A 25105-nucleotide genomic window follows, 5' to 3' on the forward strand; every position below is an offset into this window, starting at 1 on the left:
CTTAAATTAATGGCAGATGCACTTCATAATAGCCATTTGATTCGCTAAAAGTTGGCATTCTTTCAGATAAAATTTTATAACGAAATTCAATATTTTTATTTCCAATTCCTGTTGAAACCAGACTTTTTCCAGCTGTTTGCTGCAAGTTATTCCGAACAATAATATCTCCAGAATTAGAGAAAACAGTAATCGTAAGCGGATTGGCCAAAGTTGCCATATTATGTTTTACGGCGTTTTCTACCAATAATTGCAACGTTAAAGGCGGTAAATGAAGTGCAAGCGAAGCAGCGTCAACCTCAATTTTTAAATCTATTTTTTCGCCCAATCTTTTCTTCAGCAAATAAAAATACGCATTCAAGAATTCGATTTCCTCTTTTACTGTAATGGTATCTTTATTTGAGTTCGAAATCATATAACGATATACTCTCGTTATATTTTCTAAGAACGAAGCTGCTTCTTTCTGATCTTCATAAATCAGCTCTGTCAAAGTGCTGAAATTATTGAATACAAAATGCGGATCTAACTGCATTTTAAGAGATTCTAATTTTGAACGCGTTACCGCTTCTTGAAGTTCAGAGGCTTTAACCTTTAATTCTGTAGTTTCTATAGCATTTAAACGCCATCTGTTTAATAGGAATATTCCAGTATGAATGGCACTTATAAAAAGCGAAATAATTGCAGCCATAATTTTAGACTGCCATATTACAACCAAATCATTTTCTTCTAAAGCAGTACATGGATATAAATAATCCCAAAGGCAAGAGAAAAAATAGTTTAAAAGTATATTTCCGGCAATAAGACAAATAAACTGTGCTATTGCTCTAAAAGCCGGATTTTGTTCCCAACTGATGTAGTAATTTAATTTGCGTCCAACAAACAAAGTTAGTTCTGTAAGGATGGCGCAATACAATAAAATAATGAAGATATCGAAGGTCTGATCTAAATCGAGCAAACCTTCTTCTTCAAAATTTCGGTACGGATTTAGAAAATAATACGAAGAAAGATAGACCAAAAAAACGGCTGGAATTACTATAACCCTGTAGTATTTATAGAAAAAATTCTTGCCCGATTTTTTATTTTGGTTCTTTCTACCCATTAATTCCCTCAACTGTAAAATTGAAAAATCCTATCTTATTAGTGTTCAACAAGAACACCCTCTTCTTTTTTGTTTGCTTTTATGGTAGCAACTGGATTTTTCTCACGCATAACGCCCCATTTCAGACACGTTGCGCCCCAAGAAAAACCTGCACCAAAAGTAGTAATCAATACATTTTGACCTTCTTTGAAATCAGCTGCAAAATCCCATAAACATAAAGGAACTGTTGCCGATGTTGTATTTCCGTAACGGTCAATATTTACTTTTACTTTATCAGAATCAATATTTAAACTTTCGCCTACAGCATTAATAATTCTCAAATTGGCTTGATGTGGCACAACCCAATCAATTTGAGTTGCTTCCAAATCATTCTTTACCAAAGCATCTTGAGAAACTTGGCTCATTGCTGCAACGGCTCTCTTAAATACAAAAGCTCCGTCTTGTTTTAAATAATGCGTTCTGTGCAAAAGACTCTGCATAGAAGTTGGATTTCTAGAACCTCCAGCCGGTACAGCCAAAGAAGAAACTCCGCTTCCGTCAGTTTTTAAAATCGTTTTCATTAAACCGTACTCAGATTCTGTTTTTTCTAACAAAACCGCACCTGCTCCATCTCCGAAAAGAATACAAGTATTACGATCTTCATAATCTACGATAGAGCTCATTTTATCAGCTCCAACGATGATTAATTTCTTATAACGTCCGCTTTCGATCATATTTGCTCCCATTTCTAGCGCATATAGAAATCCGCTACAAGCTGCATTCATGTCAATCCCAAAAGCATTTGTAAGTCCGCTTTTATCGCAAACAATACTTGCAGTTGGTGCTAAAATGTGATCGGGAGTTGCTGTTGCGACAAGCAAAGCTTCAATCTCGTTTCGATCTACGTTATAATTTTCGAAAAGATTTTCAATCGCTGCCGCAGCAAGATCAGATGTTGCTGTGTCGTCGTCTGCGATTCTACGTTCTTTAATTCCAGTTCTTTTAATGATCCATTCCTCCGATGTATCAACTGTTTCTGAAATCTTTTTATTGGTCAGAATTGATGATGGTACGAAACCACCTATTGCTGTAATTACTGCGCTCATTGTTTTTTATTTTTTTTAAGCTTTGTACTCTTAGAACCCAATGCTTAATACTTTTCTCTTCTTTTTACAGTTTCTTTAGAACTGACGCAGGAAAGACAAATGCATTCCTAAAAAGCCGATTAAATCTGCTGACAATAACTTTTCTGAGAAATATTGTTTTAAAAACCTGAACAAACCAAAAAGATTATACAAAATCCAATTAAAATAAATTAAAAATATACACCAAGTGTTCTCTCGGTATTACTTGGTATATAATCTTTAATTTATCTTATTTTTAAAATCATATAATGCTGTTTCAGTTTGTAGATAACTCTCAATTGTAGCTGTTGCCATACTGATAAAAAACCTATTTGCATTTAAGTTTTTAGAGTGCCACAAAATTAATTTAAAAAAATCTGAAACTAACAGACAATTAAGAATAATTAACAAAACTGCCTCAAATGTTAAAATATAATTTTGAAATTCGGCAACAAACGCTAAAAATTATAGAATCCCTAAAATCAAAAAAAATCTGTTAAAATTTATTCTGATAAAATTTCTTCAAAAAAACCTTGTAATTTTTATATCATTATTTTTAAATCAAATCAATCTTTAATAATTCGGAAACGACAATAATGGAATATCAAGCCCTGCTGCCAAAATCCTAGTTTTACTTCTATGAACCAAAGAATCCCAAAAACCGTATTTTTGAGGTACCATAATCAGTAAATCGGCCTCGTAATTCTTAATTTCTTTTCTGATTTCGTTAATAACAGCGTTCGATCTTACCGTTTTATAAAGATATTTTACATCTTCAAATTCTTTTTCGATATTCGAATTCATTAAAACCCTGTGTTGTTCTTCTTTTAAATCGTCTAATTTTTCGTCTACACTAAAAAACTCAATTTCTGCACCAAAATCTCCCAAAGCATTTTTAATCCAGCTAAATTTCTTAATAGCCGAAAAACTCAAACTATCGCATGCATATAATACTTTTTTGATATTTAAGAAATGTGCATTTTCAGGAACTGCCAAAACGGGAATTTGAAGATTCTTAATTGCCGTTGTAGTCGAATTTCCTAATAATTCCTGTTCAAAAGAACGTTCGGCCATTCCCATTACAACTACATCTGCGTTTGTTTCTGCAATAATTTTCGGAAGTTCATCTTCCAAAAAAGAATACGTACAGATTGCTGCTGTTTCGATTTTAAACGAATCGGCCATTTCTTTAGCTAAGTTTTCTAGTTTAGAAATCGCTCTTTCAATCTGCTTTTGCATTGCATCTGCAGTTATATGAGAGTTAGCACTGTGCACACTCAATGAAAATGAATTAAATAAAACCAATTTTGCGCCTGTGGCTTTGGCAAGTCCAGCGGCATAATTAACTGCATTAGTGGCGATGGCAGAAAAATTTGTTGCGGCGATTATAGTAAGAGGTGAATTCATAGAATATAATTAAACTTTCTCGCAAAAGTGCTCAAATAAAGGCTTCAATCTTTTTTTATATAACCGAATAATCATTTTTAACGACTCAACCGTAAAATTTCATTCCTGAAAAAACAGCCTTTCCTTTTTTGTTTCTTACTTTAAAAAACAATAAAAATTATTGAAGCGAACCGTTTTAATATTTTAGTAATTTTACTATTCGTTTAAAAATTAGGTTCACGCATGAAAACCAAAATAACAGAATTACTAGGCATTGAGCATCCCATTTTACAAGGCCCTATGGGAGGCGGTTTTTCTACAGCTTCACTTTTGGCGGCTGTAAGCAACGCAGGCGGATTGGGCAGTTACGGCGCTTATACGCTCACACCTGAAGAAATTCGACAAGCCGGAAAAGAAATCAAACTTGCCACTTCTAAACCTTATAACATCAATTTATGGGTTAATGATGTTGACGAAAGTCTTATAAATTATCCAAAAGAGAAATTAGAAAAGTTAAAACATAATTTTAAACCTTACTTTGATGAATTAGGAATTTCGCTTCCTGATTTATCTTCTGATATTCCTTCTAAATTTGAAAAACAAGTAGAAGTTTTATTCGAACTCAAACCTGCTGTTTTTAGTTTCATTTTCGGAATTCCGTCAAAAGAAATTCTTCAAGAAAGCAGAAAACTTGGAATAAAAACCGTTGGTGCTGCCACAACATTAGAAGAAGCACTTGCACTAGAAGATGCCGAAGTAGACGCAATTGTCGCCGCAGGATTTGAAGCTGGCGGACACAGGCCATCGTTCTTAAAACCTGCTCAAGATTCTTTTACAGGATTATTTAGTCTCATTCAGCAATTAAAAGTAAAAACCAAAACGCCAATTATTGCTGCTGGCGGAATTATAGATGCTAAGGGAATCGCCGCTGCTATGACTTTAGGTGCCGATGCTGTCCAATTGGGAACTGCTTTTATGGTTACCGACGAATCTGCTGCTGTGCCTTTACATAAAGAAACATTGTTTGCAAATCCCAATATTCCGACAACAATTTCAAAATCGCTTACAGGAAGAATGGGCCGAATGGTTTGCAATAAAATATCTGACACTGTTCCTTTTGAATCTGAAGTGCTTCCTTTTCCGCTTCAAACTAGATTAATGGCTTCTTTAAAAACTGCTGCTTTAGCTCAAGAAAGAACCGATTTAGTAAATTTCTGGTCGGGACAAAACACAAGCAATTTAAAATACCATAAAGCCGGCGAGTTGATGCAGGCTTTAATTGCTGAAATGTCTGCTTAGTTTTTTTAACGCAAAGTGCGCTAAGGTTCTTTTTTATGTAAATGCTGTAGATTTTAAGTTCGCAAAGGTCTTACTAGCTGTTAAGCTTGTGCTTAAACTTTTTTAATCTCGCAAAGTCGCAGAGTCGCAAAGTTTTTTTTAAAGCCACAGATTAATAAGATTAAAATGATTTTGTTTCACCCAGATCCTGCAGATTTTAGCAGATTTTAATTTTTAAGCCTTAAAAAAATCTGCGCTTATCTGTTTAAATTATTTAAAATCTGCGTGAAATAAACCTTTATGAACTTAAAATCTCCACCATTTATATGCAAAAGAATTTTTGAGCGCTTTGCGGTAAAATACACCAATCCACTCCCTGTCCAGTTCACCCCAAAGTTTGTCCGTTTCAACAAAATTCTGATTTCGATTTTAAAGCTTTCAACGCACATTTGTACCGTTAAATAACTTTAAATATCAAAATCATGAACTCAAAAACAACAAAAATTATCTATTGGACAGGCGCAGTATTAACTTCTTTATGGTTTGGCGCAAGCGGTTTCTTCGAATTAACAAACAATCCATTGGTTTGGGGAATTACACAACAATTGGGTTATCCAGCACATTTCATTTACATCCTTGGCGTTTTTAAAGTAGCTGGTGTTATTACACTTTTAATTCCGAACAAATTATTACGATTAAAAGAATGGGTTTTCGCAGGCGTATTTTTCGATATCATCTTTGCTTTCTTTTCAAAAATTGCCGTTTTAGGTTTTGGCGCTGCGACAGACGCGATTATTGCCTTTGTAATGGTAAGCGTAACGTATGCTATGTACAGAAAACTGTATACAGCAACTTATACTCCATCAGCAATCAATTAAAACAAAACTACATTAAAATAAAAATGCCTAATAATTGATATTAGGCATTTTTATTATTTCTTACTCTAATACAAACTAAGATGAAAAAGATCATTCTAATTCTCTGCTTTATACTTTCAGCTTTGTTTTTCATAAGCTGTTTTATGTTTCCAGGATTATAAAATCAAGCCAATTAGTTTATCTCAGAAAATGATAAATTAATTGGTTTTATCGGTTTTCTAACCAGCTTAAAAAAGCGGTTGCTTTTTCTTTTCCAACCAATATTTTTTCTTCTGTCGGAACACTTAATTTCACGATTATTTTACGCGAAAAATAATGTTCTGCTTCACGAATGGCCGAAAAATTAACCAAATACTGTCTGTTGATTCTAAAGAACTGAATTGGAGATAAAAGCTTATGAATTTCATCTAACGACTGCGTTAACGGATATTCATTTTTATCTAAAGTCATTATCGTTGGCGTTTCATTTTTGATAAAGAAAAACGCAATATTCTCCGTTAAAACGGTTTGATATTTATTGTTTTTGAAAACTAAAAAGCTGCTTTTTCCTTTATTTTCACCAGTTCTACTCAACAAATAATCAAAATCGGGCATGGCCTTTTTGTTTCTCTGAAAGAAGTTTTTCAGTTCTCCAGCTTTCTTTAAAGCTTGCGAAATACTATCTCTAGAAAAAGGTTTCAAAACATAATCAATTCCGTTTGATTTGAAAGCTTCGATGGCATAATCATCAAAAGCAGTACAGAAAATTACAGGCGACAAAACCTCAACATTCTTAAAGATCTCAAAACACTGACCGTCTGCCAGCTGAATATCCATAAAAATAAGATCTGGCTGATCGTTTTCCAAAAGATAATCTACTGCGCCGTCAATGCTTTGTATATATGACAAAATCTGAACATCGGGTCTGATGCTCAGAATTAGTTGGCCAAGTGCTTTGGCTGTTTTTACTTCATCTTCAATTATTATGATAGTCATAATTAAGTGGTATTTTTACTTTAAAGGTAGTTTCGTCTTTGTCAATTTCGATTTCTTTATGAATCAGGTGCATAAAACGCTGGTTGATATTATCTAAACCAACACCTGTAGACACGGCGCCTCTTTTGAGCTGAATTTTATTCTCAACTACCAAAAACTCGTTTTCTGTATAAAGTCTTATTTTTAAAGGTTTGTCTAAAGAAACAACATTGTGTTTGATACAATTTTCGATTAATAACTGCAAAGTAAAAGGCGGAATTGCCGAATCGTACTGTTTGGAATCAATTTCGTTTTCTAAGACAAATCCGTCTTCAAAACGTGCTTTTAGCAGATATACATACGAATCTAAAATTTGTAGTTCTTCGCGAAGCGGAATCAAATCCATTTTTCTGCTTTCTAGTGTAAAACGATAAAAATCAGATAATTTCAAGATAAAATCAGAACTCTGCGGATCTTGGATATCGACCATCGATTTTAGTGTATTCAAACTATTAAACAAAAAATGCGGATTTACCTGCTGTTTCAATAATTCGTATTGAGCGCCAAGATTTACGGCTTTTGTACGTTCTAGCTCAACTCCCATTTGCTGTGTTTGATAGTTTTGAAAAAGCAAATGCAAAAACATATATACAATCAAGTTGATTAAAACTCCACGAAGTTCAAACATGATTGGCGCATCCATTTTTGAAACCTGAAATAGTTCCTGATGCGCAATTACCAGAATCACCATTAAAACAATCCCCAGAATAACACTCAATAAAAGTTTCCAGTTAAAGAGACTTTTATTGGCATGATTGGCAGAAAACTTTGGCAAACTGTAAATGTTGTAATACCATATAAAAAGGGAAAACAACAGCGTAATCGAAGAATTTATAATAAGGTCTCCAAGTGTAGAATCGGCATCAAATAATTTAGGTATCGAAGCCATAACTGCCAATGCAACCGAACTTCCCCAAATGACTTTGAGCGAAACCTGAAAACGTTTTGTTTTTTCCATATTGTAATTGGTTTGTTATGATCAAAGATAAGTTTATTTGAAAAAGATTTCACGCAGATTTTTAATGATTTTAGGAGATAAGTGCAGATAAACTTTAATCTCGTAAAACTTTATTTTCTCATTTTTTGTCATCCCGAGGAACGAGGGATCCCCGCAAGTAGCTCTACAAAGATTGTCGATTTTGTTTGCGGAGTTTCTTGTGGAGATCCCTCATTCCTCGGGATGACAAACTGTGTGGAAAAACTGGGAGTAAAAAACTAGGTTCTTTGAATCGGTAAATTTCTCTCGCAGATTTAGCAGATCTAGCTGATTTTTTTATCTGCATAATCTCCAAAATCTACGAGAGATTTTTTTAATACTAAAGCTAAACTCTCTTAATTCCTAAAATAGTACCTGAATTCATATCTTGAACAAAACCAATGATTTCGAAATCCTGCGCATTGTAATTTTTAGGAAGACGAACAGATGCCGTTCCTTTTTTATTTTTATTTAAATCTACAGATTGCAGATTACGAACAATCTGATAATGCGATAAAACTCGATTAGCATTCTCGCCTCTTTTCACATTGCTTTTAGCTTCTTTCTGAACAACTGCAAGCAATAAACGGCTGTTTTTTGAAGTGCCTTCGACATTATAATTCACAGAAATTGAATTTTCATTTTGATTTGCTTCTAAATTTAAACTCACTGAACCTGGTTTAGAAAGTACCGATTTAATTCCGTTTCGCAGACTCGTTTCCTGAGAACCGATATAATCTGTTTTTCCGTTAATGATTACTTGAGGTGTATAAATTGGTTCTTTTCCTAAAAATTGAGCATAATCGTATTGTCTTTTGGTGAAATCGGCATTGCTGAAAATATCTTTCCAACCTTGCTTGTCCCAATAATCTACATGATACGCCAATACATAAACGTTTTTATCACGATATTCATTCTGAATTTTTCCCAACAATTCATCTGCTGGCGGACAACTCGAACAGCCTTCTGAAGTGTATAATTCTAATAGTGCAAAACCCTTTGAATTGTTTTGACTAAAAACGCTGTTTCCAATTAAAAAAAACAGCATAACAAAGCCACTTAAAATTTTTATCTTTTTCATAATTCTATTTATTTCCTGCAAGGTTTTCAAAACCTTGTAGGTCTGATTATAAGATGTGCTAAAAATAATTTAAACCTACAAGGTTTTGAAAACCTTGCAGGTTATACGATTTGGAAATTATAGAATATTAATCTCAACATTTATATTTCCTCTCGTTGCTTTAGAATATGGGCAAGTCTGATGTGCTTGTGCCGCCAAAGCTTCTGCTGTTGAAGTGTCAATTCCAGGAAGACTTATATTTAATCTAGCTTGAAGCGAATATTCTCCTTCTGTTACACATAAATCTACTTCGGCATCTACAGCGGTTTCTGCTGGAAGTCTAACCCCAAGTTTAGAAGCTGCAATTCCTAAAGCTCCAATAAAACAAGCTGACCATCCCGCAGCAAACAACTGCTCTGGATTTGTTCCCGGACGCGAAGATCCCGGTGCGCTTAATTTAATATTCAATTGTTCGTCTGAACTTTGAGAAGCTCCTTCTCTACCACCTGTTGTATGTGTCTTTCCTGTGTATAAAACTTTTGTGTCCATGTTATTAATTGTTAATTGTGAATTATTAATTGTAAATTTTTATATGCTTAATGTTATTGCTTTGTGGAATGTAAAAGTGAGTGAGAATAATTAACCATTCACCATTTACAATTCACCATTATTTAGATACATCTATTATCGCTTGTGCAAACGCTTTTGGATCTTCTTGTGGAACGTTGTGTCCAATTCCTTTTAAAATTCTGTGTTCATATTTTCCTGTGAATTTGCTTGCGTATGCTTTTCCATCCGCGAAAGCGCCATCAAAATCACTTCCTATTGTAATGGTTGGAACTTTAATCTCTGGTTTTGCTGCTAAACGTTTTTCTAGATTATCATATTTTGCTTCACCTGCTTCTAGAGATTGTCTCCATCTGTAATTGTGAATCACAATTGCTACGTGATCTGGATTGTCAAAAGATTGAGCCGTTTGATCGTAAGTTGCTTTATCGAAATTCCATAACGGAGAAGCGATTTTCCAGATTAATTTATTGAAATCATAAGTGTTTTGAGTATAACCTTGTCTTCCTCTTTCGGTTGCGAAATAATATTGGTACCACCATCCTAACTCAGCAGTTGGAGGAAGCGGTTTTAAGTTTGCTTCTAAATTCACCACCAAATAACCACTTACCGAAACCAAACCTTTTACGCGTTCTGGCCAAAGTGCCGATACTACAACCGCTGTTCTAGCACCCCAGTCGAAACCACCAATTACTGCTTTGTCAATTTTAAGGGCATCCATAAAAGCGATAATATCACTTGCTAAAGCCGCTTGTTGACCATTTCTAAAAGTTTCTTTAGAAAGAAAAGTCGTTGTCCCGAATCCGCGTAGATATGGTGTGAAAACGTGGTATCCTTTTGCAACCAAAATCGGAACTACTTCATTATAACTATGAATATCATAAGGCCAGCCGTGAAGCAAGATTACTGGCGTTCCGTTTGATGGACCTGCTTCGGTATAACCTACGTTTAATAATCCAGCATTGATTTGTTTTAAAGTTCCTAGTGAACTGCTCACTTCAATTGTTTTTTGTATTGAAGTTTGTGCTTGAGTGAAAGCTGCATTCATAAAAAGAATAGCGATTAGAATATTTGATAGTGTTTTCATATTTTTTATTATTTGATTAGTTGATTATCAGTTAATTTCTTTGTCAAAGGTATTTTGACAATGCTTGTTTTAAAAGGTAAAAAAAGGTGAAGTGGACAAAGTTGAGGGTGAAATGGACAGGCTTTAATTTGGGATAATTTTAACGCAAAGAGCGCAAAGGATTCGCAGAGAACACAAAGATTTTTTTGAGTTGAAACTAAGTTTTTTTTAAGTTCACAAAGCTGTATAAATAAAACTTTGCGACTTCGCGACTTTGCGAGATTAAAAAGCCCAAGATTCACACAAAGCTTTGCGAACTTAATGTCTATTGACATTCTCCTTAAACAGAACTTCGCTTCCTTTGCGAAAATCCTTTGCGATCTTTGCGTTAAAAAACTACCCGCATTTCAACTTGAAACTATTTTTTCATAGTCAAAATAGGTTTTCCTTTTTCTACAATATAAGTCGCCAGTTCTGATGCTTTAGCATTTGTATTATTTTTAGCCGAATGCACTACACCTGCAGGAATAAAAAGTACTTCTCCCACTTTTAAGGTTACAGGTTCTTTGCCTTCAATTTGATATTCCAGCGAACCTTCAACTACATAAATAACTTCTTCGCCTGGATGAGAATGTTTCCCGAAAGCAGCATGCCCGTCAAAATCGATTCGTGCCTGAACCATTTCTTTTCCCGGAGTACTTAGATCATGTTTTTGCAAATCGACGCGTTTTACTCCTTGTGCCGCAATCTGATTCGGAACCAAAAAGGCAATGATTCCTAAAACTATAATTGCGATTATAACCCATGTTTTTTGTTTTTTCGTTTCCATAACTTCTGATTTAAATTATTTGTTTTCGTTAATTTCTTTGTCAAAAGTATTTCGATAACCCTTCTTACGAAATGAGAAAATAGTTGAAACGGACAAACTTCAGGGCGAAATGGACAGGCTGCGAGTTGTGAGTTGTGATTTGTGAGATGCAAAATATTTGAGGTTTAACCGCAATCCCGATAGCTATCGGGAGCAAAGGTTTTTTGCTTGTAGGAAATTTATAAAAACGTAAAGAGCGCAAAGCTTTGTCTTTATTCTTTTGCCACTCCCGATAGCTATCGGGAATAAAGATTAAAAGGATTTCAAATCTGTGCTAATCTGTGAAATCTGTGGCTAGAATAAAAATTCGAAAATCCGCAAAGTTTTATCCACAAAGCTTTGCGTTCTTAATACTTGAAATAAATTTAACTCTAAAAATATCTTTGTGTACTTTGCGTATCCCGATAGCTATCGGGATTGCGAACTTTGCGGTTAAATAAACAGTTAGCAAAAAAAAATCAGGTATAGTATGTTATTACTATCCTGATTTATATAATTCTTCTATGGTTAATTCTAATTCTCTAGTTTCAAATAATTACCATCAAAACTAATCACGACCTTTTCAAATTGGCCAAGTACATCCTGACCGATATTCCCATAGTTTACTTCGCCATAAACGCCGTAATCCTTTGGGGAAATTTCCATTTTTGGAAGCTGAATTGTTTTGTTACCGAGTGATATTGGCTGATCTTTTAAAACCAAAACTTCAGTCGAAACAACTTCTGCACCAGCGCTAGATGATTTTGTCGTTTCTAAAGTGCCTATGGAATCAAGATCGGTTTTGAACGTTTCGTAAAAAGCTTTATTAAACAAACTTACTTTTGCGCCGCTGTCAAAATTAAATGGTAGGGTCTTGCTTTTATACTTCAGCATTACAATCGCTCTTAGTTCGTCTACAAACAAGTTTTTTTCGTTTGTACCTGATTCTGATTCTTTAGAAAACGTCAATTTATCTTTTTCAAAAGTAATTGTTCCTAACTCTTTTATTATCGGAAAACCAATAATTCCGTTAATCACATACGCTCCATCTGCAAAAGTAAAAGCCTTATCAGGATATACTAAAAACACTGCGTTATGAATTTTTAATTCTCCTAAATTAATTTCAGACGCAACACCAATACGGACTTTATTTTTCTGTCCTGTAAAACTCTCCACCGAAATATTATTGTCTGGAAGAATTTTAACTCCCATTTTTTTAGCTATGCTTTCTGTAATACAGCTAATTCCTGCCCCAGTATCAAAAACAAAATGAGACAGCGTATCTTTTGCTTTAACCTCTGTTGTAATCAAACCCGCTTTGTCTTTTACAGCGGCAACAGTAATTTTAGTAAACTTATCTATAGATTGTGGCCTAGTACCTCTAAGCGTCTTCCAAATTTGCTGTGTATTTATTTCATCCTGAAGTTCTTCTTTGGTAAAACGCTGCTGAAATTTCATCGTCAAAATTTTAGAAGCCATATAAGCCGAATTATAACTAAAGAGTTTGATGTAATTATCATCTTTTAGCTTTGTAAATTCATAACTATTTATAAGTTCGTTATTTTTCAGACTGTCCAAATACTGATTTGACAGCTTTGGTTTATTGCACACATTGGCATATAATCCTTTATAGAAATAATAATCTTTACCCTTTTCCTTGCTGTTAAGACTGTCCATTTTAGCAAACTGATGCTGTTTACTCAGCTGTTTTAAAATAGAATCTGATTTCGTCTGCCCTAATACTATTTGTACCGCAAATAAAAGCCCCAATAAAAGTTTGTTAGAATTCATCTATCTGATTTTTTGAATGTTAAATATAAGGAAAATCGGAAAAAAATTGAAGTTCAAAATTCCGATTATTTGATTTGGAATTGAGTTTTCAAAAATTAAAATTTAAAAAAAAATCAGGATTAGCATTTTACCGCCATCCTGATTTTCTGAATTAAAATTAACCTTCACTTTTATCTTCTTCCTCTAAAGCCGCCTCCGCCACCTCTAAAACCTCCGCCGCCGAAGCCGCCGCCATTAAATCCGCCTCCGCTTCTTTGGATATTTTGGAAATTTCGGGTTTGCATTTCACCGCGATCTCTTGACATAGCCGAACGATCAAGATCGTTTGTAATATCTGGACGTCCAGGTTCTCCAAGCGGTTTATTTGGCTGTCCGAGTGTTTGATTTGCTTTAGGGAAATTATCTCTCTGAATTCCGTCTCCCATTCGGGTTTCACCTCCTAGATTCTGACCAGCTTTTGGCAAATTATCACGCTGAATTCTTTCGCCAGCACCATTTGCGCCAAGTCCTTCATTAGGTCTATCACGCTGAATTCGTTCACCCGCTCCATTCGCTCCAAGTCCTTTATTCTCTCTGTTCTGAATCCCTTCACCCGCTTTTTTAGATGAACCTAAAGTTCCCGCTTGCGTCCAACCACCGTTTCCGTTATTATAATGACTCCAGTTTCCGTTGGCATCTCTTTTATAAACATGTCCGTCGTGACCAGCATATAAATTATTATTGGTATGAATTGTAGTTCCTCCGCCTCTTCTGTGTGTAATTACACCTTTATTTCCTCCTGAAGTTTCATAACCAATCGCTGTTCCGCGTCGTGTAGTGATATGTCCCGTCTGCGCCCACTGATTTCCGTTTGTCGCAGCCGAATGTCCCCATTGTGCATATGCATTATGTCCTTGATTGGTTCTCGCATAATTTCCCGTCCACGGATTGTATGTACTAGCAGCCGTACGTCCGCCATACCTGCCTTGCACGCTTGCAGAACGTCCGTATCTTCCCGTTGCAGGATTGTACCAAGCCGAAGTTCCAGCTGCACCATAAGGTCCGTAAACGCGTCTTCCTGCTGCATAACCTCCCGTCCACGGATTGTAAACCGCTCCACCTCCGTACGCATAAGGCCACGGACGATAAATTGGATACAGTCCGCCGTAATACATATAAGGCGGATAATACCATCCTGTGCCATAAGTCAAAATAGCGCCAAATGTTGCTCCAATAATAAAAGCACCCAAATAACCCGCTGTTGCACTGCTTTCTACCGTTGTGTCGGTTGTGGTTTGCGTTACATACGTCACATTATATACTGGCGAACTTGGCGGAATCGTATAAATTTCTTGCGGAACAGAATCGCATGTTTTCCAAGGTCCGTTTGGACTTGTCGACATAAACCAAACCGCCTGAAAACACAAATAATACAAATCGCCTACTTTTATAATCTTCTCCTGCGTATTGCTTGCATATTGCATTTTCGTTCCATCGATAGGTTTAAACTGAGGCGTTCCGCCATCATACGATACTTTTACTTTTGCCTCAGCATCCGATTTCTTTAAAATAGCTGTTGTCGGAACTTGCGATAACATTACAGCATCATTCGCTTCCTGCGTTCCAGGCACAGATGACAATACATTGGCACGCGGAGAATCTTTCGGAATTTTAGCAAAATCGGCAGGAAGACTGTTACTCGCATAACTCCACGGTCCAGTTAATTCTTTAGACTTAAACCATCTTCCAGACAACAATACATAATACTGACCTTTGTTTTCATCGGCAAAAACATCATTCTCGGTATTGTCAATGTATAACAATTTAGTTCCTGGAATTTTAACGAATTTCGGACTTCCGTTTATGGCAATCAATTCAGCAGGTTTATTGCTGTAGAAAACCTCTGGAGCTCCACCAGAAGACGGAGGCGGAATCATTTTCTTAACATCATCAAAATTCTGACCCGAAGGCAGATTACTTAAACCCGAAGGCAATTGGGTTGTTTTGGTCCATTTGCCCGCCACATTTTTCGAAGTCAGCCAGATATTCTCCACCAATAAATAATAATCCTTTGTTGTTTTATCAAAAAACAAATCCCAATTGGTATTTACCACATATTGAATATCCGTTTTTTCTACAGGCACCAAAACCGGTTCGCCTTGCACAATAAGCAAAATCGACGGATTCGTGCTGTAAAAAATCGCAGGAGGATCGTTTTTAGCCGCAATTCCCTTTGGTGGACTTTTGGTATGACTTAGATCGGCCAAAATACGATCTACCGAAATAGGATCTCCGCTCTGAGGCAACGTTTCTTTAAACAGCTTTTCCATTTCAGGAACTTTCTTTTCGTCCAAAGCCGGAAATCGAATATCGGTTACCTGAAGATTTTTTATAAAAGCGCTTCGGTTGTCTTTGTCCACCAAAGTTTCCGCTTTCAAAGAAGCAACTCCCAAAACCTGTTTTCCGTCTTTTGGAGTCAGCGAAAAAGCCACTCGAGCCGTAATCTCTTTAAAATCTTTCCAATCGTCTACCTGAGGCTGATAATAAACCAATTTTGTCCCGTTATTTTCGGCTTCGCGAGGCCAGCCACGATCGGCAATTAATGTCGAGTCGGCAGTTTCAGACTTTCCAGTTTCAGAACTTGACTGCTCCGTATTTTTATCTTTTTTGCAGGAGAACAAAATTGCGCTCAAACAAACTCCAATTATTAGAAAAGCATTTCTCATAAATTTAAAAGTTAGATTATTCATTGAAAATTTATTTTCTCGATCGTCGTATAAAATTCTTTCCTATAAAATTAAATTCACCGCATAAATAAAACTAAAAATCAGCCGCTTACTTTGTTTCACATTATAATTTGAAACCAAATAAGTACCTAAATGATCCTTCTTTTCTAGAACCAAAATGTTAATCTGAACCCATAAATTGAGCTAAAATGAAGCATTGATATTAATTAGGAGCTAATTCCTGCTATCCGCTATATCTTTTCCTTGCTAAAGAAGCAAGAAAAAGGATGCCGCTCCTATCAGGGCTAGGGCACTCATTTTCAAAAGGAAGTTTTTGGGAAATTATTATTTAAGAATTGTATTACTTTTTACAGTATTAAACCAACTTCTTTTTTAATATATTTGCGCTTCCTAAATTACAGAATTATGATACTTAAAAAACTTCTTGCCCATGTGGTATGGTGGCGGCATTGGAAACAACCGTAACGCTTCTGTAAGCGTAGGACACCTAAGCTACATGGGTTTTATATTTCCTAAATTACAGAGTTATGAGTACCAAAACCCTTTCAAAAGAAGCCGAAATCGGTTTAATGAATTTCTTCAACGACAGAATTGACCCACTCGATATGGCGAGAGCCATAAGACAGGTAAATCTAACCCTCGCATTGGGCGTTCTAAACGATCAAGAAAACATTCAGTTAAACGCTGCCAAACTTGGAGACAGCTTCTATTGGCTCAATGAACTAGCCGAAATTTTAGATCCTTATCTGGATTTGGAGTAATTAAGGTTTGTGCTTTTTTGAGAAAATTAAAACCCTTGGTCTTTTAGAAAGATTGAGGGGTTTGTTTTTTTTGATTCGGAGAAAATACCGTAGAAATACTTATTCTGTTATGTCTAATTATGATTACTCTTGCTGTAGAATTACAAACTATATCTATTGTAAAAAATTGACAACAATTATAATAACTTTTAAATTAAAGACTTTTGGTAAAATTACATTTAGAAGCCTATTATAATTGATAAACTGCTAATTTATTGGTAAGTTTGGCAATCACAAATTATAACTTTTAATGGCAAAAACAGACAACAGTAGTTTTGAACAGAAACTTTTTAAAGCAGCTGATAAATTACGAAAAAATATTGATGCAGCAGAATACAAACATGTTGTATTAGGCTTAATATTCTTAAAATATATTTCTGAATCGTTTAGTGAATTATACGATCAGTTAAAAAAAGATGAATACTCTGATCCAGAAGACAGAGATGAATATCTTGCTGCTAATACATTCTTTGTACCCAAAGAAGCCCGCTGGAGTCATATACATGCTAATGCAAAATTACCAACTATAGGGCAGACGATTGATGAAGCCATGGTTTCTATTGAACGTGAAAATAAAGAATTGAAAAACGTTTTACCACAGGTATACGGTAAAGCAAACTTAGACAAAACCTCTCTAGGCGAATTAATAGATTTAATTTCTAATACACAATTACTAGCGGAACACCATAATTCTAAAGATCTTTTTGGGCGAGTTTATGAATACTTTTTGGGTGAATTTGCCAATGCAGAAGGTAAAAAAGGAGGACAATTTTACACGCCAAAAGCCATTGTAAAACTAATGGTCGAGATGATCGAACCATATAAAGGGAGAGTTTATGACCCGGCCAGTGGTAGTGGCGGTATGTTTGTAATGAGTGAAAAGTTCGTAACCGAACACCAAGGAAATATTAGAGATATTACCGTTTATGGACAGGAAAGCAACCAAACTACTTGGAAGCTTTCTAAAATGAACCTCGCTATTAGAAATATCAATTCAAAGTTTGTAGCTTGGAATACAGAAGGTTCTTTTTTGAAAGATGCACATCCAGACTTAAAAGCAGACTATATATTAGCAAACCCACCGTTTAACCAAAGCGAATGGGGAGTCGATATTTTACAAGACGATGCCCGCTGGAGATATGGTGTACCACCTAGCGGAAATGCAAATTATGGTTGGTTACAACACATGTTGTACCACTTGTCACCTCGAGGCGTTATGGCAACTGTTTTGTCAAATGGCTCTTTGAGTTCTAATACTTCTGGAGAAGGTGACATACGACGTAATTTTATAGAAAATGATTTGGTAGATTGCATAGTGGCCTTACCCAAACAACTATTTTACAACACTGGTATTCCCGCTTGTATTTGGATTATGCGCCGAGAAAAAAGCCAACATCATAAAGAGGTTTTGTTTATAGATGCCTCCGAAATGGGTTATATGAAAGACCGTGTACATCGCGACTTATCTAATGAAGACGTTGATAAAATTGCTGAAACTTACCATAATTGGAAAAAAGGCAATGAATACCACAACGTAAAAGGATATTGCAATAGTGCTACTCTGGAAGAAATAGAGAAACACAATTTCGTACTTACTCCCGGACGTTATGTAGGTATAGAAGATGCCGAAGATGATGGAATCTCGTTTGAAACCAAAATGGCAGAGTTGACCCAAACCTTAAAAGCACAAATGGACAAAGAATCAGAACTAAATGATGAAATTGCCAAACAACTTTCTAAAATTGGGTTTACGCTATGAGTGATGTAAAAAATATACCTGAAGGTTGGGTAGAAACTACTTTGGGAAAAAACTTAAAGGAGATTGCGATGGGCCCTTTTGGCTCTAATTTAAAGGTTGACATGTTTACGAAAAATGGAGTGCCTGTAATAAAAGGAGGTAATTTATTAGAGTCTTTTGTTGGTGGTGATTTTTCATTTGTTTCGGAAGAAAAAGCAACAAGTTTAGGAAAAGCTATTGCCTATCCCGATGATTTGATAATTACACATCGAGGAACATTAGGACAGGTTAGCTTAGTTCCTAAAAACAAATTTGAAAGATATGTTACCTCACAGTCACAACTAAGACTTTCTGTCAACCCAAAAAAATTAAACCACAGTTATCTTTTATATTTTTTTAAAAGTAGATTAGGCCAATACGAACTTTTAAAAAATGCCTCTCAAGTTGGTGTTCCTGCCATCTCATCACCAACAAAATCAGTAAAAGAAATTGATATAACTATTCCCTCAAGCATTAAAGAACAAGAAGCAATAGTCTCTGTCCTAACGGCTTTTGACAATAAAATAGAATTACTACAAGCCCAGAACAAATCCCTTGAAGAAACAGTTCAAACTATTTTTAAGGAATGGTTTGGAAAATATAAAATTGATGATGAATTGCCTGCGGGTTGGAGAGTTGGAAATTTAGGCGAAATTGCAGAAATATCATCAGGTAAAAGACCAAAAGATTTAAGAAATAACAAAACTGAAAGTCATAAAATTCCACTTATTGGAGCAAGTAAAATTATGGGATACGTTGAGAATTATTTATATAAAGACAACACATTAGTGATTGGAAGAGTTGGAACTCATGGAGAAATCCAAAGATTTAATGAAAAAATATTTCCATCAGACAATACTCTTGTTTTTAAGTCAGAAAATTCAATTTTTGTTTATCAAATATTAAAAATTATTGATTTTGAAAAGATAAATAGAGGTGCTGTTCAACCTCTCATTACACAAACAGATATGAAAAATTATCCAATAATTATTCCAATTGAAAGTTTGCAAGAAGAATTCAAATATGTAACAAATTCCGTTTTTGACAAAATTGACAATAACAACTATCAAATCCAAGCCCTCACCAAAACCCGCGATGAATTATTACCAAGATTAATGAGCGGAGAAATAAGAGTAAAAATGTAATATATGCTGGAAGAAGCGAAAGATTTAGGAAAAGAAATAATAAAAGATACTAAAGAAGTTGTAATAGAACGTTTTTTTAGTCCTATGTATTTCTATTTCATAATGGCTTGGATAATTTATAATTGGACATTTATTTATAGTTTACTCTTTGTTGATAGTGATAAATTTAAAAAGTTCAAAATAGATTATCTGCTAAGTTTTTATCCAACAAATTCTTTTTGGGATTATGTATGTAATTTTTGGCATGTCATTTTAGGCCCATCAGTTTCAACTTATATTCTAATCTGGTGGGTTTCAATTTGGTCTGAAAAGTCTTTTGAAAGGTTTGAGCAATATAAATCCAATAAGAGAACAATTAAAAGAAAATTAGAATACGAAGAAAAAGTAACTGTTGCAAAAGAGGAAAGGAAAATCAGGAACGAAGAATCTGATAAAAACAGCATAAAATATATTGATAATGAAGATTTTAATGACTGGTTTGATGATAGTAATGAAACCGTAATGATAGCTGGTCTTTCTTATAAACCTAGTGAAGCTTTGTATAATACCGATTTTGAAAGTTACAAAGAAGCACTAGAAGAATATAATAATAGTGATACTCAAGAAGAAGAAATTTCATAATAACTAAATAAATATAAATGGCAATAGAAGTAACAGGCAAGCAAATTGCCAGTGATAAAATAACTATCAAAGATGTTTTTGGAGAAGATATGTGGTTTACTATCCCCGATTATCAAAGACCTTATGTTTGGGGTGAAGACCAAATTAGTAACTTATTAGATGATGTATCGCATTCGGCAGTTAATACACCCGATAGCCAATATTTTTTAGGGTCATTAGTTTTGCATTGTGAACCAAAAAATTTGAGAGGCACAGCCTATCAGGAAAACTCAGTTTTAGATGGACAGCAACGTTTAACAACTTTATATATCCTACAAGCCGTAATTAGAGATATTACAACATCTGAAACTCGAAAATCTACATGTGCAAAAGCTATATTTCAACAAGGCAATCCTGATGATGGTATTCCTGAAAGATTACGAATTGAATTCGCTATTCGCAAAGAGGTTGAAAATTTTATCAATAAATTTATCAAAGAAAATGGAGGAACATTAAAAAAAGATGAATTAGAGGATGTAGTTAAGACTTCTAAAGATGTTTCAATTAGAAATATGGCAAACGCTATTTTAATCATAAATAAATGGTTTGCTGATGAGGACAATCTTGATATCGATACTTTTTTTCCTTATTTGAGACAATATGTAATTTTAGTTTATGTCGCAAGTAGCGAATTGGAGGATGCTTTCAGATTATTTACGGTTTTAAATGACAGAGGAATAAAATTACGCAATAGTGATATTCTGAAAGCGCAAAATCTTAAAGAAGTAAGTACAGAACAAAAACAAACCAAATATGCTAAGTTCTGGGAAGAATTAGAAGGAGAATTAGGAGAAGATTTCGATTTATTTTTGTCTTACATCAGAACCATTTTAGTAAAAGAAAAAGCGCGCAATAATTTACTTAAAGAATTTGAAGATAATATCTATCATCCTAAAAAATTCAATCATAGTACAAAGAAATATGAAAAAGCTCCAGCTCTTCTGAAAAAAGGAGATGATACATTCGAATTAATAAAAGCCTATAAAGTACATTACGACGTCATTTTTAGTGGTAATAATCATCACATTAGTAATAATTGGGCTTTTGATAATTTGATTAGTGTTTTAAATGATACAGCACTGTCTGATATTTGGATACCTCCTTTATTAGTTTACCGTCATAATTTTGGAGATTATAAAATATTAGATTTCTTAAAATTATTAGATAATAAGTTTTCAGGTGATTGGATTGGTAGGGAGACACCTACTACAAGAATAGAAGCCATGAATAATATTATCAAGAAGGTGGAAGAATTGGCTAATGAAAAAGAAAAATCTAAAGATGAAAAATTGAACGAATTATTTAATGATAATGTCTTCAAGTTTAACACCTCATTTTTCTTGTCAGATTTAGACGAAAATTCAATTTACGGTAGAAGGTTTGCAAGATACAAATTAAGAAAAGTAGATTTTTTACTCGATGCACCTTTATATTCTGAAAAACGAAGCTCTTATAATGAGATGACTGTTGAACATATTTTACCACAAAATCCAGAAGATGGTAGTCAATGGACAAAAGATTTCAACCTAGATGAAAGAGAGGAATGGACGCATAAATTGGGGAATTTAGTATTAATCAGTAGAAGAAAAAATTCAGGACAAGGAAGATTAGATTTTACAGATAAAAAAGCAAAATATTTTACATCAAGCATTGAAACTTTCCCAAATTCTATAAGAGTTATGCAAAAGCCACAATGGACTATTAAAGAGTTAAAGGAAAATCACTCTCAATTAATAAATAAAATCAAGTTGCATTACAATATTTAAATTATTATGATAACCGAAAACACTATAGAACAGTCACTAATATCACAATTAATAAATCAAGGCTATAATTATTTTTATGGTCCCGATATTGCGCCCTATAGTGAAAACTCACAAAGAGAAAACTTTACGTCGGTTATTTTAGAAAATCATTTCAAGGAATGTTTAAAAAAACTCAACCCTACCCTTCCTGAATCAGCTCGTGTAGAAGCTTTTCAAAAAATAATCAATTTAGGCACCGAAGATATTCTGGAAAATAACGAACGTTTCCATACACATCTTACCCAGGGTGTTACGGTAGAATATACCAAAGATGAAAATACTATTGGTATTCCTGTTACTTTATTCGATATAGAAAAAATTGAAAACAATAGTTTTTGGGTAGTTAATCAGTTAGTAGTAAAGGAAAATAACAACGAAAAACGCTTTGATGTTGTAATATATGTTAATGGTTTACCATTAGTGTTTATTGAGCTTAAAAATGCTGTTGATGAAAACGCTACACTCCAAAAAGCACATCAGCAAATACAAAATTACAAGAAAGCAGTTCCTAGTATTTTTTATTATAACTCAGTCTGTGTAATTTCAGATGGTATTGATGCAAAAACCTCAAGTGTTTCAGCTCCTTTTTCTAGATATTTATCATGGAAAGAGCCTAAAGAAATAGAAACAAAAGTCAAAATAAAAACCGACAATAAAACTGAGTTACAGATTCTGACAGAATACATGTTAGATAAAAAAACCTTGGTAGAATTAATCCGTTATTGTACTGTTTTTGAAACAGAAGAAAAGAAAGATCCTAACACAGGATTAATTTCTCAGGTGAAAGTTAAAAAAGTAGGTGCTTATCATCAGTATTATGCTGTTCAAAAAGCAGTTGCGCAAACTATTCGAGCTACTCATGCTACTGATGGTGATAGAAAAGTAGGTGTTGTTTGGCATACACAAGGTTCCGGAAAATCATTATCTATGGTTTTCTACAGTGGACAAATAATTACACATCCACAAATGGAAAATCCAACAATTGTAGTTTTGACTGATAGAAATGATTTAGATGATCAATTGTTTGGGACTTTTGGAAATTGTATTAGTTTATTAAGACAAAAACCAGTACAAGCAGAGAGCAGAGAGCATATAAAAGAATTATTGAAAGTTTCGGGAGGGGGTGTTATTTTTACCACTATTCAGAAGTTTTCACCTGAAAGTGGTAATGTTTACGATACGCTTTCAGAACGAACCAATATTGTAGTTATTGCTGACGAAGCCCACAGAAGTCAGTACGGTTTTTCTGGTCGTGAAGTAGAAACTGAAGAAGGTTCAGAAATACGTTATGGAAATGCAAAGTACCTGCGCGATGCTTTACCTAATGCTTCTTATATCGGTTTTACAGGCACACCAATTGAAAAAGAAGATAGATCAACGCCTGCCGTTTTTGGAAATTACATTGATGTTTATGATATCAAAAGTGCTGTTGACGATGGTGCAACCGTGCCTATTAGTTATGAATCACGTTTGGTAAAAATAAATTTAGATGAAAAAACAGCATCTGCAATTGATGAAGAAATAAACGCAATAACTGATGTTACCGAAGAACAACTAGAAAAAGCTAAAAAGAAAACAACAACTATTGATGCTATTGTAGGACATAAAGAACGTTTGCAAGATATTGCTCAAGACATCGTAGAACACTTCGAAAAAAGGCAAGAAGTCTTTGAAGGCAAAGCAATGATAGTTTGTATGACGAGAACCATTTGCGCTAAATTATACGATGAAATTATTGCATTAAAACCAGATTGGCATGACAACGATTTAGACAAAGGAAAACTAAAAGTCATTATGACCAGTTCGTCTGATGATGATGCTTTATTACAACCACACCACACCACCAAAAACCAACGAAAAAAATTAGCAGTCCGCATGAAAGATGCGAATGATGAATTAAAAATAGTCATCGTTAGAGATATGTGGCTAACTGGATTTGATGCTCCAAGTTTGAATACAATGTATGTGGATAAAAAAATGCAAGGAGCTAACTTGATGCAAGCAATTGCGAGAGTAAACCGAGTGTATAAAGACAAACCAGGCGGATTAATTGTAGATTACATTGGTATTGGACAAGATTTACGTAGTGCCTTAACAACCTATTTAGAAAGTGGCGGTGAAGGAACACCTACATTTGATATAAAGGAAGCTATTGCCGGCATGAAGGAGAAGTTTGAAATAATAGCGCAAATGTTTAATGGCTATAATTACAATGCATATTTTAGTTCAGAAACAGCTCAGAAATTACAAATTTTATTAGGAGCTCAAAACTTTATATTATCTAGCGAAACATTAAAAGATCGCTTTTTAAAAGAAGTGACTTTATTATCAAAATTATTTGCAATGTCTGTCCCTAGCGCAGATGCTGACAGAATAAAAGATGGAGTGGCATTTTTTCAAGCTGTAAAATCAAGAATAAACAAATTCAATAGCAATAGCATTAAATCTGATTACGAAGTTGAAACTGCAATTAAACAGATTGTAGATGAAGCATTATCAAGTGATGGTGTAATTGACATATTTGAAGCAGCAGGAATAAAAGCACCATCAATAAGTATTTTATCAGATGAGTTTTTGTTGGAAGTAAAAAATATGCAACAAAAAAACCTTGCATTTGAATTACTTAAAAAATTATTGAGCGATGAAGTAAAAATTCGTAAAACAAAAAATCTAGTTCAAGGTAAAAAGTTCTCTGAAATGTTAGAATCAGTTGTGAAGCGTTATCATAACAATCAAATAGATTCTGCACAAGTACTTCAAGAGCTTTCAGAAATTGCAAAAGAAATGCAATTAGAAGATAAAAAATCAAAAGATTTAGGGCTAACACCTGAAGAGTATGCTTTTTACAGTGTTTTAAAAAATAATGACTCTACTTCATTTTTAGATGATGATAAGATGAAAGAATTAATACATACTATTGTCGATGTAATCAGAAAAAATGCAACTGTAGATTGGAGTAAACGAGATGATGTTAGAGCACAACTTCGTCTAACTGTAAAAAAAATATTAATGCGTTATGGTTATCCTCCAGATGTCGCTAAAATGGAAGCAGATAGAGTCATTGCACAAAGCGAATCATTAGCAAGTATATTTTCAAAAGAAGAATAAATAATTTTAGATTCGCTTTAAG

General features: G+C 34.3%; 19 protein-coding genes. 8 read left to right on the forward strand and 11 right to left on the reverse strand.

The window, feature by feature from the left end:
• Nucleotide 1: 1 nt before the first annotated feature.
• The 3 genes from JC605_RS09165 to JC605_RS09175 form a co-directional block, all read right to left on the reverse strand.
• Nucleotides 2-1096 (reverse strand): sensor histidine kinase, encoded by a 1095-nt coding sequence (locus tag JC605_RS09165; protein WP_198855881.1) that lies wholly within the window; start codon nt 1094-1096, stop codon nt 2-4.
• A gap of 38 nt (nt 1097-1134) precedes the next feature.
• Nucleotides 1135-2181, reverse strand: coding sequence for a beta-ketoacyl-ACP synthase III (locus JC605_RS09170; RefSeq protein ID WP_198855882.1), 1047 nt, complete (start codon nt 2179-2181; stop codon nt 1135-1137).
• A gap of 591 nt (nt 2182-2772) precedes the next feature.
• The gene (locus JC605_RS09175) at nt 2773-3606 is read right to left on the reverse strand and encodes a universal stress protein (RefSeq protein ID WP_198855883.1); all 834 of its coding nucleotides are present in this window, start codon (nt 3604-3606) and stop codon (nt 2773-2775) included.
• 222 nt (nt 3607-3828) lie between these two features.
• On the opposite strand from JC605_RS09175, the gene JC605_RS09180 reads away from it, so the two are divergent.
• Both JC605_RS09180 and JC605_RS09185 read left to right on the forward strand, forming a co-directional pair.
• Nucleotides 3829-4884 (forward strand): nitronate monooxygenase family protein, encoded by a 1056-nt coding sequence (locus JC605_RS09180; protein ID WP_198855884.1) that lies wholly within the window; start codon nt 3829-3831, stop codon nt 4882-4884.
• A gap of 461 nt (nt 4885-5345) precedes the next feature.
• Nucleotides 5346-5741, forward strand: coding sequence for a DoxX family protein (locus tag JC605_RS09185; RefSeq protein ID WP_198855885.1), 396 nt, complete (start codon nt 5346-5348; stop codon nt 5739-5741).
• 207 nt (nt 5742-5948) lie between these two features.
• On the opposite strand, the gene JC605_RS09190 is transcribed toward JC605_RS09185, so the two are convergent.
• The 8 genes from JC605_RS09190 to JC605_RS09225 form a co-directional block, all read right to left on the reverse strand.
• A complete protein-coding gene (locus JC605_RS09190) occupies nt 5949-6716 on the reverse strand; it encodes a LytTR family DNA-binding domain-containing protein (RefSeq protein ID WP_198855886.1) in 768 nt (255 codons plus the stop codon).
• Complete coding sequence (locus tag JC605_RS09195; RefSeq protein ID WP_198855887.1) at nt 6697-7713, reverse strand: sensor histidine kinase; 1017 nt, start codon at nt 7711-7713, stop codon at nt 6697-6699. Before JC605_RS09195 ends, JC605_RS09190 begins: the two co-directional genes overlap by 20 nt.
• Before the next feature lie 364 nt (nt 7714-8077).
• Entirely contained in the window at nt 8078-8812 is a 735-nt protein-coding gene (locus JC605_RS09200; RefSeq protein WP_198855888.1) for a thioredoxin family protein, read from the reverse strand.
• A 117-nt stretch (nt 8813-8929) separates the two neighbouring features.
• Nucleotides 8930-9340, reverse strand: a complete 411-nt coding sequence (locus tag JC605_RS09205) for an organic hydroperoxide resistance protein (RefSeq protein ID WP_198855889.1) — start codon at nt 9338-9340, stop codon at nt 8930-8932.
• Between the two features lie 118 nt (nt 9341-9458).
• Nucleotides 9459-10445: an alpha/beta fold hydrolase gene (locus JC605_RS09210; protein WP_198855890.1), complete on the reverse strand. Its 987-nt coding sequence runs from the start codon at nt 10443-10445 to the stop codon at nt 9459-9461.
• Nucleotides 10446-10842: 397 nt separating this feature from the next.
• Nucleotides 10843-11253, reverse strand: a complete 411-nt coding sequence (locus JC605_RS09215) for a cupin domain-containing protein (protein WP_198855891.1) — start codon at nt 11251-11253, stop codon at nt 10843-10845.
• A 552-nt stretch (nt 11254-11805) separates the two neighbouring features.
• The gene (locus JC605_RS09220) at nt 11806-13062 is read right to left on the reverse strand and encodes a retropepsin-like aspartic protease (protein ID WP_198855892.1); all 1257 of its coding nucleotides are present in this window, start codon (nt 13060-13062) and stop codon (nt 11806-11808) included.
• Between the two features lie 170 nt (nt 13063-13232).
• Nucleotides 13233-15767, reverse strand: a complete 2535-nt coding sequence (locus JC605_RS09225) for a hypothetical protein (protein WP_233074075.1) — start codon at nt 15765-15767, stop codon at nt 13233-13235.
• Between the two features lie 548 nt (nt 15768-16315).
• Between JC605_RS09225 and JC605_RS09230 the strand changes: the two genes are divergently transcribed.
• The 6 genes from JC605_RS09230 to JC605_RS09255 all read left to right on the forward strand — a co-directional run bounded on the left by JC605_RS09230 (nt 16316) and on the right by JC605_RS09255 (nt 25083).
• Nucleotides 16316-16549 carry a hypothetical protein gene (locus tag JC605_RS09230; RefSeq protein WP_095931884.1) on the forward strand — a complete coding sequence of 78 codons (234 nt, stop codon included), beginning with the start codon at nt 16316-16318 and terminating at the stop codon, nt 16547-16549.
• A 289-nt stretch (nt 16550-16838) separates the two neighbouring features.
• Complete coding sequence (locus tag JC605_RS09235) at nt 16839-18347, forward strand: class I SAM-dependent DNA methyltransferase (protein ID WP_198855894.1); 1509 nt, start codon at nt 16839-16841, stop codon at nt 18345-18347.
• Nucleotides 18344-19510: a restriction endonuclease subunit S gene (locus JC605_RS09240; RefSeq protein ID WP_198855895.1), complete on the forward strand. Its 1167-nt coding sequence runs from the start codon at nt 18344-18346 to the stop codon at nt 19508-19510. Before JC605_RS09235 ends, JC605_RS09240 begins: the two co-directional genes overlap by 4 nt.
• 3 nt (nt 19511-19513) lie before the next feature.
• Nucleotides 19514-20131 (forward strand): hypothetical protein, encoded by a 618-nt coding sequence (locus JC605_RS09245; RefSeq protein WP_198855896.1) that lies wholly within the window; start codon nt 19514-19516, stop codon nt 20129-20131.
• A 17-nt stretch (nt 20132-20148) separates the two neighbouring features.
• Nucleotides 20149-21936, forward strand: coding sequence for a DUF262 domain-containing protein (locus tag JC605_RS09250; RefSeq protein WP_198855897.1), 1788 nt, complete (start codon nt 20149-20151; stop codon nt 21934-21936).
• Nucleotides 21937-21942: 6 nt separating this feature from the next.
• Nucleotides 21943-25083 carry a type I restriction endonuclease subunit R gene (locus JC605_RS09255; RefSeq protein WP_198855898.1) on the forward strand — a complete coding sequence of 1047 codons (3141 nt, stop codon included), beginning with the start codon at nt 21943-21945 and terminating at the stop codon, nt 25081-25083.
• The last annotated feature ends 22 nt before the right edge of the window (nt 25084-25105 follow it).

The organism is Flavobacterium sp. IB48, assembly GCF_016405855.1.
GTDB classification, from domain to species: Bacteria; Bacteroidota; Bacteroidia; order Flavobacteriales; family Flavobacteriaceae; genus Flavobacterium; species Flavobacterium ginsengisoli.